Origin of the sequence: Maridesulfovibrio sp. (assembly GCF_965230075.1) — a bacterium.
Lineage (GTDB): Bacteria > Desulfobacterota > Desulfovibrionia > Desulfovibrionales > Desulfovibrionaceae > Maridesulfovibrio.
In genome coordinates this window covers 2766395-2782151 of the sequence record NZ_OZ245945.1, presented here as the reverse complement: position 1 = coordinate 2782151, position 15757 = coordinate 2766395, and the positions used below count along the sequence as shown (strand labels likewise).

Sequence of the window (15757 nt, the reverse complement as noted above, 5' to 3'; positions counted from 1 at the left end):
ATGGGTATTTCTACCAATAATAGGGGGATGTTGGCTGAGATCAACGTAACTCCTTTTGTTGATGTCATGCTGGTGCTGCTGATTATTTTTATGGTCACCGCACCGCTGATGACGCAGGGAGTTGAGGTTGATTTGCCGCAGACCCGCACTGTGCGTTCTTTGCCGCAGGATAATGAGCACCTTGTGCTTTCCATCAGCGATAAGGGTGAGATCTTCCTTGATGAATACAAGGTTGGTTTTGACGAATTGCAGGGACATCTTGAGAAGCTGGTCAAGAAGCAGAATAAGATGCTTTTTTTGCGTGCGGACAAGAATGTTGCTTACGGTGAAGTGGTTAAAGTCATGGGCGAGATCAAGGCCGCCGGAATCGACAGGTTGGGCGTAGTGGCCGAACCTGTTGAAAAGAAAAAGAAATAGCTAAGGTATAGGCGAATTTATTGATGAAAATCATCGGCCTTTTCATATCTTTACTGCTCCATGCCGGTCTGATATTTTTAGCCCTGACGTGGTCAATATCACCCCCGGTGAAGATTTCACTTGATATGCCTGTTTACAAGGTTGATCTGGTCAGCCTTGCTCCTCTGCCTGCCGCTCCGGTTGTTAAGAAAGCACCTGCACCGAAAGCTTCTGCTAAACTTTCCAAGCCGAGTGCCGTTGCCATTCCTGAGGCAAAACCGAAAGTTGTACCCAAAGCCAAACCTGAGACTGTTAAAGCTCCGGCTCCTAAGCCTGCGCCTAAGCCAAAGCCTAAACCTAAAGCGAAGCCCAAGCCGGATACAAAGAAAATTTCACCTAAGAAAGTAGAGACCACAACCAAGAAAAAGCCGGTGAAGAAGGTTGAAAAACCGGTTGAGAAGAAAGCTCCGCCTAAAAAGAAGGTGGTCGAAAAGACGTCTCCTAAGAAGGTAGAGAAGAAAAAGGTCGAAAAGAAACCTGAGATTTCGGCGGAAGATGCCCTCGCTGCCGATCTCGCTTCATTAGCTAAGATAGTGGAGAAGCAGGAAAAGGCAGAGCGTCAGGCTGTGGCCAGTGATTTAGCCGCGCTTACTAAGAGTGCCAAGGCTACCGCTGTAACCGGATCTGCTGAAGGCACTGCAGGTGCATCCGGGCTGGTTCAAGTTTATGCTTCCATTGTTAAGGAGGCGGTACGTAAGAACTGGAGATATCCGGTTTTCGGGCAGAAGCAAAATCTTATGGCCCGAGTGCAGATTCAATTGAAATCCAGCGGTGAAATCAGCAGCATCAAGCTGTTAGATTCATCGGGCAATGTTGATTTTGATGATTCGGTATTGACCGCCTTGCGGGATACTGAAGTACTTCCCAAACCTCCAGGGAGATCTATCAGGAACATCATTGTAAACTTTAACCTGCATGATCTTGATCAGTAGGGCAGGTTCAGAATTATGAAAGAAAATAAGTTCAGTATAAAAAAATCCGCTCTTGGATTGCTGGTGGTTATGTTGCTCACGCTTCTGGCTGCCGGAAATCTTTTTGCAGCCGATACCCTTACCGTGGATATTTACGGTCCCGGCCAGCGCAAGGTGAATATCATCCTGTTGCCGCCTAAGACCGTGCCCGAAGGAAAGTACGAAGGTTCCAAAGATAAAGACCTGCCCCTGCCTGCCGAGGCCGGGACTTTCAGTAAGGATCTTGCTAAGGACCTCGCCTACCTTCCTTTCCTGAACATCGTGCCCATCACTGATATTTTGGGCGGTGACCCGTCTCGCGGTGTGCGCCCCGGTGATATTGATATCAAGCCGCTCAGGCTTTCCAAGGTTGACCTTGCCCTGACTACCGGTTGGGAAATTCGTCCCAACGGTGAGAAGAATCTGCTCATCCGGTGCATTGGGACATTTAACGGGCGTACCATTCTGGGCAAGAAATATTCTATGGTCACTGAGGAAATGCTGCCCCGCATTGCGGACCGCTTCAGCTCGCACCTGATGCGCATCCTCACTGGCCGCGACGGTTTTTTTGAGTCCTCCATCGCCTTTGTGCGTAAGACTGGTAAGGATAAGGAAATTTATACGGTCAGCCCGCAGGGTCGCAATCTCAGACAGATCAGTTCCCTTGGCGGGATCAACCTGAGCCCCAACTGGTCTCCTGATGGCAACAGGCTGGTGTTCACCCGTCTGGGATCTCGCCAGCACCTGCTCTGCGTCTGGGACCGGGCTACAGGAAAGATCGATCAAAAGAGTTTTCCCGGCAATACTGTAATCGGTCCGGATTTTCTTCCTGACGGTAACATGGCCGCAACCCTGACCATGAACGGTAATTCCGATATTTTCTTAATTAACGGGAACTACAAGCCCAAGAAAGCCCTTGCCAAGAGTTGGGCCATTGAAGTCTCACCAGACTTTGATCGCACTGGTGAGAAGATGGTTTTCACTTCTGCAAGGTTCGGTAATCCCCATATTTTTATGCTGGACATGAAAAGCGGTGTTGTGACTCGGATAACCACGGAAGGTAAATACAACACCAACCCGACTATCAGCCCTGACGGTCGTTTTGTGGCTTTTTCTCGTCAAACTCCTTTAGGACACCGCATTTTTGTGCATGACTTGAAGACAGGGCGGGAAAGACAGCTTACTTTCGGCCCCGGCAATGATGAAGACCCGGCATTTGGGCCTGATGGTTATTTTATTGCCTTTTCTTCCAGCAGAAGCGGTAAGTACAAGATTTATCTGACTACACGGCATGGTGATCCGGCTATGCTGGTACCTACCGGAAATGGTGTTGCAAAGGCCCCGGCTTGGGGTAAGGCCCATAAATCATAAATTGAGGAGTGATTTAACCGTTTTGTTGCAGGCATGACTTGATTTTTTTACAAAACACTTTAGTGTCGTTGTATTGAAAGTCTAAGTTAGTGCTTTGTTTCTAAGCGAGTGGACATACTCCTGTCCTTAAAAGTTCCTTATTCAGGAGGGCAAATGAGAGCTAGAGCGATAATTTTGTGTGTTGTTTTCATGTTGATTGCCGGTCTTGGTGCCGGTTGTTCTAAAAAGCAAGTTGAGTCTTCGCCTGCCAGTCCTGCTGTAGAGGAAAGAATGGCTGACCAGCAGAACAAGGAACAGTTGAGAAAAGAAGAACAGGCCCGCCTTGAAAGAGAAAGAGCTCTTCAGGAACAGGCTCTTGAAGATGAGCGCAAGGCAGCTGAAGCTGCTGCCGTTAAAAAAGCTTTTGACGATGCAGTCGTAGAGCTTGGAAATATGGTCCATTTTGATTTCGATTCTTTCGAAATCAAGCAGGAATACCGTCCCCTGCTGCAGCAGAAGGCTGAAATTCTCAAGAAGTACGACAACGTGACCATGGTCATCGAAGGTTACTGCGATGAGCGTGGTACTGAAGAATACAACCTCGCCCTTGGTGAGCGTCGTGCCCGTGCAGCATATGAGTTCCTCATCCTGCTCGGCGTGGCCCCCGAAAGGCTGAGCATCGTAAGTTTTGGTGAAGAGGATCCCATTGATCCCGGTCATAACGAAACAGCATGGGCCAAGAATAGACGTGCCCAGTTCCGCCTCACTTACTAGTTTTTTACTGAGTAATTAAGAAAGCCCCCGTTTTCAGCTGAAAACGGGGGCTTTTCTTTTTGAGCAAATAAATTTGGCGCAATTAGGTCAGGTAGCGGAGCAGACCGAGAACAATCATGGCGTACAGCCCTGCAAAGGCATCATCAATCATAACTCCCCATCCATCCTTGAGCCATTTCTCGGATTGTTTGATGGGAAACGGTTTGAGGATGTCAAAGATTCGGAAAAGTATGAAACCTGCAATCAGGTGCCATGTTACAACAGCGGGGAAGGGCAGAAATACCAACCACTGTCCAAGCAGTTCATCAATGACAACACACCCGGGGTCTTTCCGACCAAACTGTTCTTCAGCTACAGAACAGGCCTTGGCGCCGAAGTAAAAGATCAATCCAAGAATAAGGATTCTTACCGGGAGCTGAAAGGGTAAAAACAAAAACGGTGCGGTAATAAGAGCCGCTGCTGATCCCCATGTACCCGGAGCTTTGGGCAGATGTCCCACAGGGCCGAGGGTCGCCACATGCGTTAGGTTTATGCTGACTTTTTTCATGGCGGCAGTATCGGTGGAAAGTTATTAAAAGTCCAGAAATGAAGAAGTCGGATTCATTATGAATCCGACTTCTTCTTATAAATATATTACTATTGTATTTTTAATTTACACGAGGTTTGAGGGTATAACCGATGGATTCGGCCATGAACTCAAGAGGTTTGGTTTCTTGAGTGGTTTTAAGGATGTCCATCAAGGTGCCTGCTCCGAGTTTTGCGTTGTTGTCAAAAGGGTTAATTTCCCGCAGCAGCGTGGAGTATGGCTTGCCAATGGACTGGGCCACTTCTTTGGCCGGTTTGGTTCCTTCAAGAACGATATCCTGAGTTACTTTTGTGATTGTTTCGTAGCTCATTTTTTCTCCTCCTTTGATGCAGGGCTGTTTAGTAACTGCCCTCATTCTTCAACTACATTATGTGGCTGGGAGGATTCTCTGTAAACGGGCTAAACTCCGTATTTTAAGTGTTTATGACTGTATTTGCGGGTAGGGTTTTTGGGTAGGGTGGAGGGTTTTTGTGGTAGGGTGGTATGGGTTTTTCTTTTTTTGAATATAGCGCTAACTTCTTAGGTAAACATACATATCTGTTAGTATGTTGCAATTGCTCTGACAGGCGACCCGTCAGCATTTTGGAACTTGAGCGGCAGGCAGGAGAAAATGAAACCATCTTCCGGCAACAAATGAAGATTGTTAAGGTTCTCAATAATTATCGTGCCCTGTTCCAATAGTGTATTGTGCACACCGTACCCGCTGATTTCTGCAGAATCTATGGAGATAACATCCACTCCCACTCCTTTGAGGTCGAAATCAACCAGCCAGCGTGCAGCTGCTTCGTTTAAGGCCGGGTAGCGGGTGAAGTATTCTTCCTTGCCCCAGTTGCTGTACCAGCCGCTATTCAGCAGGACAAAGTCACATTCACTTATCTCAGCCTCATATGGAATAAGGTCATCAATGTCTATTTCAGGTGATTCCGGAGTTCTATGGGTGCAATCAATGCAGATTCCCGGACCGATGAAGCGGCTTATATCCATTTTATCGAGGGTTTCTCCTCCAGGAATCATATGGTCCGGCGCATCTATGTGGGTTCCAACATGTGAGAAAATATTCAGTCTGTGCTCACGAAAGCCATGCATTTCATGTGAGAACACTTCTTCAATGGTCGGGGTTTCTGTGCCGGGAAATACGGGCATGCCGTTTTTAATTGTATGGGAAAGGTCAATTACTGGCATTCTTTACTCTTTACTTTATAATCCCGCCGAACCCTTGTGCTTCACGCGTTTTGTACAGGGCCTGATCTTCCGGGTTGTTTTTGCGGGTATGCTTCTCATAGTCAACTTCTATCATCAGGCAGCCGGGGTTGTAGATTAATTTTTTTTGGTGAATGGCAATGGCTGAGAGTTCGGTGTCTCCGAAGTGACTGTTATAGCCGGGAAAAAATAAGTATTTATGGTAAAGGGTGGCGAGCCAGCTTCTGCGGGCCAGACCGAAGACTGCAAGGGTTCCGTAAAACCGCCCGTCATTGAATGCAAGGAGTGATGCTTCACTTTGATCCAAGGTCTGCACTGCCGCCCGCAGCCAGCCGTCTCCGGGAAAAGCATCCTGTGCAAGATAGCCGAAGTAGCGGGATGATGAATGGGAGCAAACATAGTTGGCAATTTTCATAAATCCCAAACGTTCATCATCGTCCACAAGGACCAGCAGACCGGGGTGTAGTGCCCTGCGGACAAGGACATCGACCAAGCGCATTGTCAGCTCTTTGTCTATATAAGGTAAGACAAATACGGCATCCTCATGCGTAAGATTACCTAGTTTATGAAGCTTGGAAGATGAAGTGAATAGAGCTTTGAGCATTTTTTCTCCTGAACTAAATTTTCGTGCAATGTGTCAAAATGCTACATCAGCGTAATTTTAATGTGTTTATTGTTTTGAAACCGATTTTAAGGTATAGAGCAAATTTGATTATATTTAAAGGGGTTTTCAGGGAGGAGTAGCAAGAAATGACTCAGATGGCGATTCGTTTTGTCTCAGTCTTTTTTTTGATTAGCGTTATCTTTGTTAATGAGAGCGTTGCGGATAACCTGCGTGTTATGCTGCATGAGGGGGAGCTTCCCCCCTATTATTTTAAAGATGCTGACACTAGAACTGGTATTGTAAAAGACGTATTTAATGCCTTTGCTGAGGAAACCGGAGATACGATTGAGTTTGTTCGTTGTCCGTTTAATAGATCACAACGAAAATTCGATCTTGGTGAAATCGATATCGAGCCTATGTCAAACCCTGCATGGCGGCAATCGGCCAAAGTGCTTGGCGTTTTCAGCAAACCATTTGCTGTGTCTGATTCTATTATTCTGTTCAGGGCAGATAAAGCTATCGCTGATGTCACTCCGCAGGATTTGTTCGGTAAGACCATAGGCGGGGTACGGGGCTATTACTATCCGGTGTACAATCCGTACTTAGTAGATGGGCGGATTAATACTCATATTTTGGAAAATGAGAATAAATTGGTTCAACTGCTTCTTGCCGGCCGCTTGGATCAGGCCTTTATGAATAAGGATTCTGCTTTTTATCAAATCAAGGAGCAGGGTCTAAAGGATAAGCTTGTGATCAGTAGACCTTATGATTCCCTTGATATGATGATCCGTTTTCATCCCAGTAAGCAAGATGTAATTCCTAGATTTAACAAGGCAATTGATAAGCTTATGAATGACGGAACCATTGCGAAAATCTACGAGCAATATCGTTAAAGGATAAGACGAGTATTCTATTGCTCAGCTGCAGCCAGTTTTAGTCCAAGAGCGGCAAAGATGACCGCAAATGACCTTTGTAACCAACGTATAATGTTTGGTGAAGACATTACTTGATTGCGTACGCCTGTAGCACAAAGCCCGTATGCTATGAATACGACAAAAGTCATAGCCATAAAAACAGCACTTAAGACAATCATATGCAGAGTAGGGGAGCTTGATTCCTGCGGAACGAAAAGAGGCAGAAAAGCAAGGAAGAATATGGACAGTTTTGGATTGAGGATGTTTATGAGAAATCCTCGTTTCGCGATCTGCCGCAATTGAATTTTTTTCTCTTCACCGGGGTTATTGAAACTTAAGCCTCCGGTGTCTTTCCATGTAGCCCATGCAAGATATAGCAAGTAAGCAGCCCCTGCAAATTTCATCAATTGAAATGCCAGCGCGCTCATGTGCAGGATTGCGGATAGTCCCAGAGTGGATGCTGTGAGATGAGGGATTATCCCGGCAGTGCAGCCTGTTGCGGCAGCAAAGCTGGCTTTTTTTCCAAGGAATAAGCCATTGGATACAGTGTAGATAACTCCTGTGCCCGGTATAAGTACCACCACTAGCGCTGTAAGTAGAAATTCGTAGCTGATCATGTGTTGCTCCATTAGATTGGGGTGCAGACATAATAATCACGAAATGGTTTGTGGCAAGGGGAGACTAATATATTCAACAGGTATTTGTGGGACTGCCTAGGTGCATCTTTCCTTTATTTTAACCTAAGCTGTTCACAAAAAGAGTGCGTTCATGTTATTTATGGCCAGTTAATTTGTTTCTGATTCTGTTTTTTCTTTTAATTTTGCAAAGGGGGATACAGTGAAGAAAAGCCAGATAATACTGACCCAGTATAGCCCGTTTTTGGCGGTGGACACTCCATTAATTGCGTCTGACGGTAGTCCTGTTGAGATTCCGCGGGTATGTTCTTTGTGCCGTTGCGGAGAATCAAAATATAAACCCATGTGCGATGGAAGTCATTCGGCAGCAGGATTTGTGGGAACCCGGGAAGATTCCGATAAGCAGGAACCGGAACATTATGTAGGTCAAGGGATCACGATTGTTTTTGATCGTTACCTCTGTATGGGAAATGGAGCTTGCGGTGAGCTTGAGGCTGTATTCGGTACGCATGATGAGCCGAAATACGAACCTGATGCAGCACCTGTCGATGAAATTATTGCCACAATTAAAAAGTGTCCGTCCGGTGCATTGAGCTATATTCTCGATGGTGTGCATGTCAGGTATTTTTTTGATAAACCACAAGTGGTTGTGGAGCAGAACGGTCCTTTACATGTGCAAGGTGAGGTAAACCTGATTGATGATCAGGAATCGGACAAGCTGCTGCCAATGGCAGATCATTATGCGCTTTGCCGCTGCGGCGGGTCCAAGAAAAAACCTTTGTGCGATGGTTCACACGAGGAAAATGGTTTTGAGGGATGATTCAAATTTCTATTTTAAGCTGAAGCCGCCCGTCATATGTGATGGGCGGTTATTTAAAACCTTACTCCAAATGTCTTTGCCATTTTCTTTAGATGAGGGGAATTCGGAGCAAGCTTAAGTCCTTCTTCTATCAAGGCACGCCCATAGATTCTCGGCCTCATTCCGTTAATTTCCTTCCTGTAATAATAAACGCAAATAGCCAGATTGTAACAAGCCTCGATGATCGAATCCATTTCAGCTTGATCCTCTTTCGGGGTTAATTCCCAAACCCTGAGGCGATAATCCATGTTATTGCGATACCAGTCCTGCGCGTTTTCGGGGCATCGAGATTTTTGATTTTGGCGATCTTGGAGGCACAGTGTTTGGCCTCCTCCAGATTACATTCCTTCGGATCATAGCGTAGCTGCAAATAGTGCCACCAACCTTTGATAGACTCTTTTTCTTCGAATATGGGTATAATTTTATCTAAGAATTCGGATTTATTTTTGGGATGGCTGGCTAAAAGTCGGTCCGCTTTGTTTTTCGCGGCAGCAACGTGTCCTTTTTTAAGTTCTCTGGAAATTGCAGCGAGTTCAGCGTTTAATTTTTTCTCGCTTTCCAAGAGCTCTTTTTGAGCCGCTTCTTTCTCAACTCTTTTTATGTCTTTGGTGAGTGTTTGCAGTCTGGTGAAAATATTTTTGAGTCCATCATTTTCAAATGTACTCATTAAGGAAGAATCTCCACGCGTAGCTTCCTTCACGATAGGCATGAGATCAATTCTTCCCAATACCTTTCCTATGTCATTATTGAAGGTGTTTCTTTCCGGCCTGGTCAGATCTTTGATTTTAAGAAGTCCAAAGATTGAAAGAAGTAAAAACTTTATGCTCAGCAGTGCATCCTGTCCTCTAGCCAATGAGTTGGCCTCCCGGAGACATGTTTTTACGTCCGCCCGATCGGGGGAGGTGGTGAGTCTTTTCTGGATTTCTTCTATCTTAGTCATATCTATCCCCAAGAAAATTCTTTTTGAAAATGCCTACTCATTTTTTAGGAAATCTATAAATCTTCAGCAGTATAAATTTAACATGCTGGACCGGATTGAGCCAACGAATCTTTATGTTGGTATGTAAGTTTTGTGTCGATGGACTTCCGAAGGGGTAATTCGAAAAAAATGTCCCATGACTATACCAGTTATGTGACTTAATGCTTTGTTGTAAGTTTTAGAATAATTGGGAAGGAGTGGGCGTGTGGAGTTATTGAGAGGTTTGATTGAAATTTTATATTGATAGTGTGGAAATTTATGCCGCACCATATGCTATTATTTGATTCTTACCATTTTGTTTACCCTTATAAAGAGAATGGTCTGCTTGTTTAATAAGTAATTCAGGGGATGCTGATCTGTCAGGAATAGTTGTGGCGATGCCGATGCTTAAAGTGATGGTATCGGCTACTGTCGATCCTTTATGAGGGATTGCGACATTTTCAATTTCCCTTTGGATAGTTTGGGCTATTTTTTGGGCTCCAGCAGAATCTGTATTTGGCAATAGTACAACAAATTCTTCTCCACCATATCTCGCCGTAATGTCTGATGGCCTACCCACTGAATTGCTCAATACGGATGCAATCCTTTCAAGACATTGATCTCCTGCCTGATGACCATACGTGTCATTGTAAAGTTTAAAGCAATCAACATCTAGCATTAGCAATGATAACGGCATTGTTGATCTTTGATGTCTTTTAAACTCTTGCTCAATTGTTTTGTTAAAAAATCTTCTGTTGTAAATTTTACACAAGGCGTCAATGTTGACCAATCCTTCGATTTTATTTTTAGCGTCTTTAAGATCATTTTCAATTCGATATGAATTTAATATTAAAATAGAGCAGGCACAGGATGATACGCTTAGAATAATTAAAAGAAGCGCTGATGATTGAAATGCATTGGTGTTATTAATAAACTCAACTTTGTTCATGCTTAATGATGTTATTGTTGCACGGAAGGCAGAAGAAAGTGTTGATATCATTAGCGCTACAACAAAAGACCATTCTTGATTACCTAGCGTTGAAGGGATGTGTCTTATTGAAATAAACAAAGATTGCGCAAAGAGAAAAGTCATTACAATGCTTATGCATATTATTCTGGCATGAAGGTTTGGAGTTATATATGTCCACCATATAAAGCTTGTTACAAAGACTACAATAGTTGCTGTATTGAGCTTTGTTAGTCTTCGTTTTGTGTTTAAGAATATTTCTAAGCCGTAGAGAAGTAGAAAGGGCATCATTACAACGAGGACGTTGCCTAAAACTATTGAAACGAAACTTGGTAGAATATTACGCATGGACACTAGGACTGCTCCAATGCCTATGCATAAAAAGCCGGCTGTCCAGTATTGAAATCCGTGGTAAGTTCTGCGTGCCAAGGAATAATATGTCATAATCAATGCAAGGGTCAGGCAGGTCATGGCCCCGACTCGAAGCATTGTTCGCATGTCTAAATAATCAAGCATTTTTCCATCTAATTGTTTGCGTTTAAATATAGTCTAGTCGACTGTCGGTGGGCATTAGGGTGTCAGCTTACTATTACGCACAATATTTGGAAATGGCTATATCAAATCAATATGGCTGGGGATTGGTCCGGTGTATTTTGGGGGCTACAACCTGCGGGTCATAAATGTACTGTTGGTGTTTATTTCATAATCAGCGAAAGGTCCGCAATTGGTAAATCCGAATTTTTCGTATAGCTTACGCGCTGGTTCAAAGGCCTCGTATGAGCCGGTTTCCAAGCTTAAACGCTGATAATTCCGTCGTTCTGCTTCAGTGAGAATGAATTTGAGCAGATGGGACGCAACACCTTTTCCTTGGTGGGCGTTAGCTGTCCGCATGGATTTGATCTCAGCGTGCTCTCGGTCCAGTTCTTTCAGTGCTCCGCAACCGAGCAATTCTTCGTCATCCCAGACACTCCAGAAAGAGATCTCCGGTTTGCGCAAAGCTTTCAGGTCAAGAGCATGAACGCATCCCGGAGGAGTTATGCTGATCATGTGCTGGAGATGCTCTTCCAGAAGGACAATGATTTTGGGGTTCGTTAGGTAGTCACGTTTTATTCGCACACAAGTCTTCCATCTACATTTTTAAGTCTGTACTGGCATTCCAGTATTTTCTTGCATGGGATAGAATTGAGGCGGGACATTCTACCAGTCTCAGTAGGAGTTTCGGATTTACATCTGGCAATGAATTTTTCGCCACAACCTTTTCTCGGGCTGGAGAAATATTTGACAAATTCCAAGGTCCATTTCATGTTCCAGCATGATTTTTTGTATGATCCTTCTGGAAAATTGGCTGTTTTACAGCACATGTATTCCACGCCTTCGCCAATTGCACTTTCAGCTTTCGCAGTATTGCTTTGAATAAGTATCAACGAGATGAACAGCAAACAAAAAAAAGATAAGGTCAGTACTTTTTGCATCAAGAACTCCTTCTAGTATTTTTTATTTGCATACCATGGGCTTGTTGATTTGAGCAATCCCCAGCAGTTATCCACAAAAATAATACCCGGTAAAACGACAAGGATGTCTTTGATCATCCAAGCTCAAACGTTGTAACCCCGAATATACGATTTACATCCAAGTCCGGGGCTGGGCCTGCATACATCCGCGCCGTCCCAAAGACTTTTACCATGCGATATCGGTCAGCCAAGGCCATACCGTGTGCGTTTACCTCCGGTACATCGAGGTATATTAAAGAGTCGGCGTTCACGCTTGCACAAAGGTTTTGGAATAAAAAATCAGCTACTTCTCCGTTATCAGCGAAAAGGGGGCCTATTTTGCTCCCGGAACGGCAACTTCTGATTACTCCGTAACCGTTGATACTGCCTTCCGAGCGGGACACAATTGCAGCAGAGTCTGGGAGGGTTAGCCATTTGGATAGAAATGTTTTCCTTTCGGAGGGGAAGAGCTTGGATTCATAAGACGAAAGCTCGTCCAGCATATTCAGGTCGGCTTTGGCCAGTTCTGAAGATAAGTGTGGTGTTGAGTCATGTATGGTGTTGCGGAACTCAAACCGGATATTGCTGTATTGGAAGTCAAAGCCGCTTTTTTGGTAGTTGTCCTGTTGTTCGAATACGCCATCAAGACCGACGACATGCCCTTGCATTCTGTCCATGGCTGCCCGCCAGAGTTGCATGCCGTAACCTTTGCCCCGATGGGGCTGGGCAACAATATAAAAGCCGATAAAGCCGAAGACTCCGCCATAGCTGACAGCAGAGATACATCCGATGGGAGAGCCGTTTAACAGGCCGATAAGAAAGCCATCCGGATCTTGAGCGTAAAATGCGTCCGCATCATTCAAACCCGGGTTCCACCCTTCATTGGCAGCCATATCCACGGCCCAGTCCAGTTCGTCCCTTGTCATGGTGCGGATGGTAAAATCTTTCATTGTATGCCTTCGATTTAGTTATGCCCCGGCAACAACCATACCTCAATCCATCAGACGTTCAATGCAAAAAACATATTTCAGATCTTGTCGCGATTATTCAAGACTAAAATGTAGAATAGTAATAAATTATAAAAAACATCAAAGGAGCTTACAATGCATTTGAAATATACCATCCTCTACGTCGAGGACGTGACCCGAACCATTGAGTTTTATGAGCAGGCTTTTGGGCTGCAGCGCACTATGATTCATGAGTCAGGGGACTATGGTGAGCTGGATACCGGGACCACTACATTGTCTTTCTCATCGCGCCGACTCATGACTGAGCTCGGTAAATCTCCCGGCACTCCCGACCCCACATCTCCGATTTTTGAAATCGCCTTTGAAACGCATGATGTGGCTGCCGCCCTTGAGAAAGCGCGGTCTGCCGGAGCTACTGTGGTGCAAGAAGTGCGTGAGGAAGCGTGGGGGCAGACCACAGCCTATGTTGTCGACAACAACGGTTTTTTGATTGAAATCTGCTCGCCGATCTACGGGGCATCATAGCCACGGTAGGAAATGCTCCATGCCGGATGGCGGCTATCTTCCCGGCTGGCGGCGATCTCGCCGGGAGTCATGGCAAACCAGCATTTTAACTCCCGTGTCATGTGGGCTTGGTCTGAAAAATGGCACGTATGGGCAGCTTCATGTAAAAGAGTTCCGGACAAAATACACCGGGCAGCCTTGCGCGCCCGGGCCAGCCTGCGCCAAAAGTCGGGAGTCCGTCCTGTAATCTTTATGGTGTGGCGCTGCAATGTACGCAGACTTACTCCCAAATCGCTGGCAGCTGTTGCAGGTGATGTAGCCAAAGCTAAGCAGCTCATCATATCCGAGACATCACCAGACACGGAAGCGGTATCATATGCCAATTCGGTTAGCCCTTGTATGGAATCCGGTAAGGGACGACCGCTGAGCATATGAGCCGCGATTGTAGCACCGGGCTTGAGTCGAACTCCGATAAATGTCGTACCTTTTTGAGCAAAAATTTTTTGAGGTTTGGACATAAGGCGTGAGACAAATAAGTGCTGCGGGCTGCCCGGGTTATGCTTGATGATCAAGTCGCGGCAACCATCGGGCATTACGGGAAAGACTTTAGACGTATCAGCTACGGAAGACCATGTTTCCAGAATTGGGTTTTCATGCGTCATATTGCTACCTTTTGGGAATCATATGCATTAGAAGCTGTGAGTTACCCCGCAACACCCCCCCCACTGAACCAGTGTCTCAATAATCCGTGCAAGGGGCAGGTTTACGTTTTTTTAAATTTTGTCGTTAGAAGATTCGTGCGGGTGTGTGGTAATTTTATTCTTTCACGGTATGTTCCTTATTACCTTCTTTTAAATCTGTCATGTAGTCATCTAGTTCAGCTAACCAAACAGGCCTCGTGTCTGCTCCGATGTGTGAATTAATTCGCTTGATAATTTTGCAGGTCAGTTGAGAGACCAATAGTGCTGTTTCTCTGTTGACGCGATAAAATAGGTCTGACTTATTATGTCCCCCGAACTTCTCAGGCATTGTAAAAGGAGAAGGATGCACTAATGCATCTCTGAATGGTTTCATAATATCCAATAATGTTACTACATCTAAATCTTTATCTTCGAAAAGATATTCACCAGTAATAATTGTGGGGTACTTCTTAAGTTTTTCTCGAATAGATATTCCCTGAAATCCTTCAAGTAGTTTTCGTTTTTTACCGCTCAAGTCCTTTGGGGGAGTCTTGTAAAGAAAGTCCCAAGAGATACCATTAAGGTATGCCTCAAGAAGGTTAAATGAAGTGATCACAGAAGATCGAAAGTAAAATTCTTCGGATCTTATGTCTTCACCAGTTTTATCCTTTTTGTCCTTGGTTAACATTATACCTTTTAGAGAGCACAGAAGGTCTTTGGTCAAATAGTCTTCAGGAAATTTGAATTTCATTCCACTTAAACAGAAAACGACAGTAGAGTGCACTGGCATGCCATTAAGGACATGTTTTCTAAATTTTGAATATTTCTGTTCAAATTCATTACAGGTAATTTCTAAGCCTCTATGTGTCTTGATCTCTTCATAAAGTCTGGACAACATATCTATGTCCATTTTTTCAAAATTGCTTTGACAAAATTTATGTATTTCTTGTGAGAGTCTGTTCTGTATGTCTTTAACACCAGATTTTAATTGTCTCCGAGGTAGACTTTCATAGTCCGCTGTTTCTACAGAAAGGAATTCATGCCAGTTTGAAATCTCACCAAGCATCAATTTTCCAACTGCAGCGGCTCTATTTACTTTATGAATCTTTTGAGCTTCTACTATACGTTTTCTTTTTATAGCCATTTCAACACTCAGTTAATCAAGAACAATAGCTTAAAGTTTACTATATATTAGCGGTATGCTGCCGATAGGGGGAGTGGCGAAGTTTTCCTCTTACTTTTCCCCCGCAACAACCACACCCAAATCCATCAGACTCTCAATTACCCGTGCCAAGGGCAGACCGACAACGTTAGTGTATGATCCACTGATTCCTTTGACCAGAAATGCTCCTTGTCCCTGAATGGCGTATGCTCCGGCTTTGTCGTCCGGTTCTCCGGTGGCGGCGTAGGCGCGTACAGCCGCTTCATTGAAATCAATGAATTCTACCTCGGTTGAGACGGCGTAGCTGATCATTTCGCCTTCCGGGGAAATGAGTGCGCAGCCGCTGATGACCTTATGTTTGCGTCCGCAAAGGGATTTGACCATCTGGTAGGCTTCTTCGCGGTCTAGAGGCTTTCCGAGAATGTCGCGGTCACGGACTACAATAGTGTCAGACCCGAGCACGTAGGCTCCGGGATTACTTGCAGCTACGTTTTCGGCCTTAAGCTCCGCCATCTTAATTGCGTAGTCTTCCGGTTCCTGACCGGGAGTGGGGGCTGGTTCTTCACAGGTTGCGGGTTTGATTTCAAATTCCAATCCGGCTGAGTGCAGCAGGTCTTTGCGGCGCGGGGAGCCTGATCCAAGTATCAATGGTTTAACGGTTTTATATATACTCATGATAATTCCTTTTTGTTGATTTATA

The 15757-nt window shown here is 44.8% G+C and carries 20 protein-coding genes; 7 read left to right on the top strand and 13 right to left on the bottom strand.

Annotated elements, in window-relative coordinates; translation table 11 throughout:
- From tolR to pal, 4 genes are all read left to right on the top strand, one after another.
- The gene (gene tolR / locus ACO05Z_RS12680; RefSeq protein WP_421902550.1) at positions 1 to 417 is read left to right on the top strand and encodes a protein TolR; all 417 of its coding nucleotides are present in this window, start codon (positions 1 to 3) and stop codon (positions 415 to 417) included.
- A gap of 23 nt (positions 418 to 440) precedes the next feature.
- Positions 441 to 1388, top strand: coding sequence for an energy transducer TonB (locus ACO05Z_RS12675; protein WP_421902549.1), 948 nt, complete (start codon positions 441 to 443; stop codon positions 1386 to 1388).
- A gap of 15 nt (positions 1389 to 1403) precedes the next feature.
- A complete protein-coding gene (locus ACO05Z_RS12670; RefSeq protein WP_421902548.1) occupies positions 1404 to 2777 on the top strand; it encodes a protein tolB in 1374 nt (457 codons plus the stop codon).
- A 153-nt stretch (positions 2778 to 2930) separates the two neighbouring features.
- Positions 2931 to 3530 carry a peptidoglycan-associated lipoprotein Pal gene (gene pal, locus ACO05Z_RS12665; protein WP_421902547.1) on the top strand — a complete coding sequence of 200 codons (600 nt, stop codon included), beginning with the start codon at positions 2931 to 2933 and terminating at the stop codon, positions 3528 to 3530.
- 82 nt (positions 3531 to 3612) lie between these two features.
- Here pal and ACO05Z_RS12660 read toward each other — a convergent pair whose 3' ends face one another.
- The 4 genes from ACO05Z_RS12660 to ACO05Z_RS12645 form a co-directional block, all read right to left on the bottom strand.
- On the bottom strand, positions 3613 to 4077 hold the full coding sequence (locus tag ACO05Z_RS12660; protein WP_421902546.1) for a phosphatidylglycerophosphatase A: 465 nt from the start codon (positions 4075 to 4077) through the stop codon (positions 3613 to 3615).
- A 100-nt stretch (positions 4078 to 4177) separates the two neighbouring features.
- Entirely contained in the window at positions 4178 to 4426 is a 249-nt protein-coding gene (locus ACO05Z_RS12655; RefSeq protein ID WP_421902545.1) for a phage regulatory CII family protein, read from the bottom strand.
- A gap of 230 nt (positions 4427 to 4656) precedes the next feature.
- Complete coding sequence (locus ACO05Z_RS12650) at positions 4657 to 5298, bottom strand: cyclase family protein (RefSeq protein WP_421902544.1); 642 nt, start codon at positions 5296 to 5298, stop codon at positions 4657 to 4659.
- A gap of 10 nt (positions 5299 to 5308) precedes the next feature.
- Positions 5309 to 5920: a hypothetical protein gene (locus tag ACO05Z_RS12645; RefSeq protein WP_421902543.1), complete on the bottom strand. Its 612-nt coding sequence runs from the start codon at positions 5918 to 5920 to the stop codon at positions 5309 to 5311.
- Positions 5921 to 6066: 146 nt separating this feature from the next.
- On the opposite strand from ACO05Z_RS12645, the gene ACO05Z_RS12640 reads away from it, so the two are divergent.
- Positions 6067 to 6813: a substrate-binding periplasmic protein gene (locus ACO05Z_RS12640; RefSeq protein ID WP_421902542.1), complete on the top strand. Its 747-nt coding sequence runs from the start codon at positions 6067 to 6069 to the stop codon at positions 6811 to 6813.
- A gap of 17 nt (positions 6814 to 6830) precedes the next feature.
- Here the strand turns inward: ACO05Z_RS12640 and ACO05Z_RS12635 are convergent, their stop codons facing one another.
- A complete protein-coding gene (locus tag ACO05Z_RS12635; protein ID WP_421902541.1) occupies positions 6831 to 7451 on the bottom strand; it encodes a LysE family translocator in 621 nt (206 codons plus the stop codon).
- Positions 7452 to 7671: 220 nt separating this feature from the next.
- Between ACO05Z_RS12635 and ACO05Z_RS12630 the strand changes: the two genes are divergently transcribed.
- The gene (locus ACO05Z_RS12630) at positions 7672 to 8289 is read left to right on the top strand and encodes a CDGSH iron-sulfur domain-containing protein (RefSeq protein WP_421902540.1); all 618 of its coding nucleotides are present in this window, start codon (positions 7672 to 7674) and stop codon (positions 8287 to 8289) included.
- A gap of 256 nt (positions 8290 to 8545) precedes the next feature.
- On the opposite strand, the gene ACO05Z_RS12625 is transcribed toward ACO05Z_RS12630, so the two are convergent.
- The 5 genes from ACO05Z_RS12625 to ACO05Z_RS12605 all read right to left on the bottom strand — a co-directional run bounded on the left by ACO05Z_RS12625 (position 8546) and on the right by ACO05Z_RS12605 (position 12693).
- On the bottom strand, positions 8546 to 9268 hold the full coding sequence (locus ACO05Z_RS12625; RefSeq protein ID WP_421902539.1) for a hypothetical protein: 723 nt from the start codon (positions 9266 to 9268) through the stop codon (positions 8546 to 8548).
- Between the two features lie 295 nt (positions 9269 to 9563).
- Positions 9564 to 10769, bottom strand: a complete 1206-nt coding sequence (locus ACO05Z_RS12620) for a diguanylate cyclase domain-containing protein (RefSeq protein WP_421902538.1) — start codon at positions 10767 to 10769, stop codon at positions 9564 to 9566.
- Positions 10770 to 10913: 144 nt separating this feature from the next.
- Positions 10914 to 11369, bottom strand: a complete 456-nt coding sequence (locus ACO05Z_RS12615) for a GNAT family N-acetyltransferase (protein WP_421902537.1) — start codon at positions 11367 to 11369, stop codon at positions 10914 to 10916.
- Positions 11360 to 11725: a hypothetical protein gene (locus tag ACO05Z_RS12610; protein WP_421902536.1), complete on the bottom strand. Its 366-nt coding sequence runs from the start codon at positions 11723 to 11725 to the stop codon at positions 11360 to 11362. Before ACO05Z_RS12610 ends, ACO05Z_RS12615 begins: the two co-directional genes overlap by 10 nt.
- A gap of 113 nt (positions 11726 to 11838) precedes the next feature.
- Positions 11839 to 12693, bottom strand: a complete 855-nt coding sequence (locus tag ACO05Z_RS12605; RefSeq protein WP_421902535.1) for a GNAT family N-acetyltransferase — start codon at positions 12691 to 12693, stop codon at positions 11839 to 11841.
- A gap of 153 nt (positions 12694 to 12846) precedes the next feature.
- Here ACO05Z_RS12605 and ACO05Z_RS12600 point away from each other — a divergent pair, with 153 nt between their 5' ends.
- The gene (locus tag ACO05Z_RS12600; protein ID WP_421902534.1) at positions 12847 to 13236 is read left to right on the top strand and encodes a VOC family protein; all 390 of its coding nucleotides are present in this window, start codon (positions 12847 to 12849) and stop codon (positions 13234 to 13236) included.
- Here ACO05Z_RS12600 and ACO05Z_RS12595 read toward each other — a convergent pair.
- From ACO05Z_RS12595 to ACO05Z_RS12585, 3 genes are all read right to left on the bottom strand, one after another.
- A complete protein-coding gene (locus ACO05Z_RS12595; protein WP_421902533.1) occupies positions 13221 to 13877 on the bottom strand; it encodes a helix-turn-helix domain-containing protein in 657 nt (218 codons plus the stop codon). The genes ACO05Z_RS12600 and ACO05Z_RS12595 overlap by 16 nt on opposite strands.
- Before the next feature lie 154 nt (positions 13878 to 14031).
- Positions 14032 to 15039 carry a hypothetical protein gene (locus tag ACO05Z_RS12590; RefSeq protein WP_421902532.1) on the bottom strand — a complete coding sequence of 336 codons (1008 nt, stop codon included), beginning with the start codon at positions 15037 to 15039 and terminating at the stop codon, positions 14032 to 14034.
- Between the two features lie 90 nt (positions 15040 to 15129).
- Positions 15130 to 15732, bottom strand: a complete 603-nt coding sequence (locus ACO05Z_RS12585; RefSeq protein WP_421902531.1) for a Maf family protein — start codon at positions 15730 to 15732, stop codon at positions 15130 to 15132.
- Positions 15733 to 15757: the final 25 nt, after the last annotated feature.

What these genes read in the sequence shown, in the direction of transcription:
- ACO05Z_RS12625 (WP_421902539.1), bottom strand. Translation starts at nt 9,268, where the DNA reads ATGACTAAGATAGAAGAAATCCAGAAAAGACTCACCACCTCCCCCGAT.
- ACO05Z_RS12675 (WP_421902549.1), top strand. Translation starts at nt 441, where the DNA reads ATGAAAATCATCGGCCTTTTCATATCTTTACTGCTCCATGCCGGTCTG.
- tolR (WP_421902550.1), top strand. Translation starts at nt 1, where the DNA reads ATGGGTATTTCTACCAATAATAGGGGGATGTTGGCTGAGATCAACGTA.
- ACO05Z_RS12600 (WP_421902534.1), top strand. Translation starts at nt 12,847, where the DNA reads ATGCATTTGAAATATACCATCCTCTACGTCGAGGACGTGACCCGAACC.
- ACO05Z_RS12650 (WP_421902544.1), bottom strand. Translation starts at nt 5,298, where the DNA reads ATGCCAGTAATTGACCTTTCCCATACAATTAAAAACGGCATGCCCGTA.
- pal (WP_421902547.1), top strand. Translation starts at nt 2,931, where the DNA reads ATGAGAGCTAGAGCGATAATTTTGTGTGTTGTTTTCATGTTGATTGCC.
- ACO05Z_RS12595 (WP_421902533.1), bottom strand. Translation starts at nt 13,877, where the DNA reads ATGACGCATGAAAACCCAATTCTGGAAACATGGTCTTCCGTAGCTGAT.
- ACO05Z_RS12640 (WP_421902542.1), top strand. Translation starts at nt 6,067, where the DNA reads ATGACTCAGATGGCGATTCGTTTTGTCTCAGTCTTTTTTTTGATTAGC.
- ACO05Z_RS12655 (WP_421902545.1), bottom strand. Translation starts at nt 4,426, where the DNA reads ATGAGCTACGAAACAATCACAAAAGTAACTCAGGATATCGTTCTTGAA.
- ACO05Z_RS12590 (WP_421902532.1), bottom strand. Translation starts at nt 15,039, where the DNA reads ATGGCTATAAAAAGAAAACGTATAGTAGAAGCTCAAAAGATTCATAAA.
- ACO05Z_RS12660 (WP_421902546.1), bottom strand. Translation starts at nt 4,077, where the DNA reads ATGAAAAAAGTCAGCATAAACCTAACGCATGTGGCGACCCTCGGCCCT.
- ACO05Z_RS12620 (WP_421902538.1), bottom strand. Translation starts at nt 10,769, where the DNA reads ATGCTTGATTATTTAGACATGCGAACAATGCTTCGAGTCGGGGCCATG.
- ACO05Z_RS12670 (WP_421902548.1), top strand. Translation starts at nt 1,404, where the DNA reads ATGAAAGAAAATAAGTTCAGTATAAAAAAATCCGCTCTTGGATTGCTG.
- ACO05Z_RS12610 (WP_421902536.1), bottom strand. Translation starts at nt 11,725, where the DNA reads ATGCAAAAAGTACTGACCTTATCTTTTTTTTGTTTGCTGTTCATCTCG.
- ACO05Z_RS12585 (WP_421902531.1), bottom strand. Translation starts at nt 15,732, where the DNA reads ATGAGTATATATAAAACCGTTAAACCATTGATACTTGGATCAGGCTCC.
- ACO05Z_RS12605 (WP_421902535.1), bottom strand. Translation starts at nt 12,693, where the DNA reads ATGAAAGATTTTACCATCCGCACCATGACAAGGGACGAACTGGACTGG.
- ACO05Z_RS12635 (WP_421902541.1), bottom strand. Translation starts at nt 7,451, where the DNA reads ATGATCAGCTACGAATTTCTACTTACAGCGCTAGTGGTGGTACTTATA.
- ACO05Z_RS12645 (WP_421902543.1), bottom strand. Translation starts at nt 5,920, where the DNA reads ATGCTCAAAGCTCTATTCACTTCATCTTCCAAGCTTCATAAACTAGGT.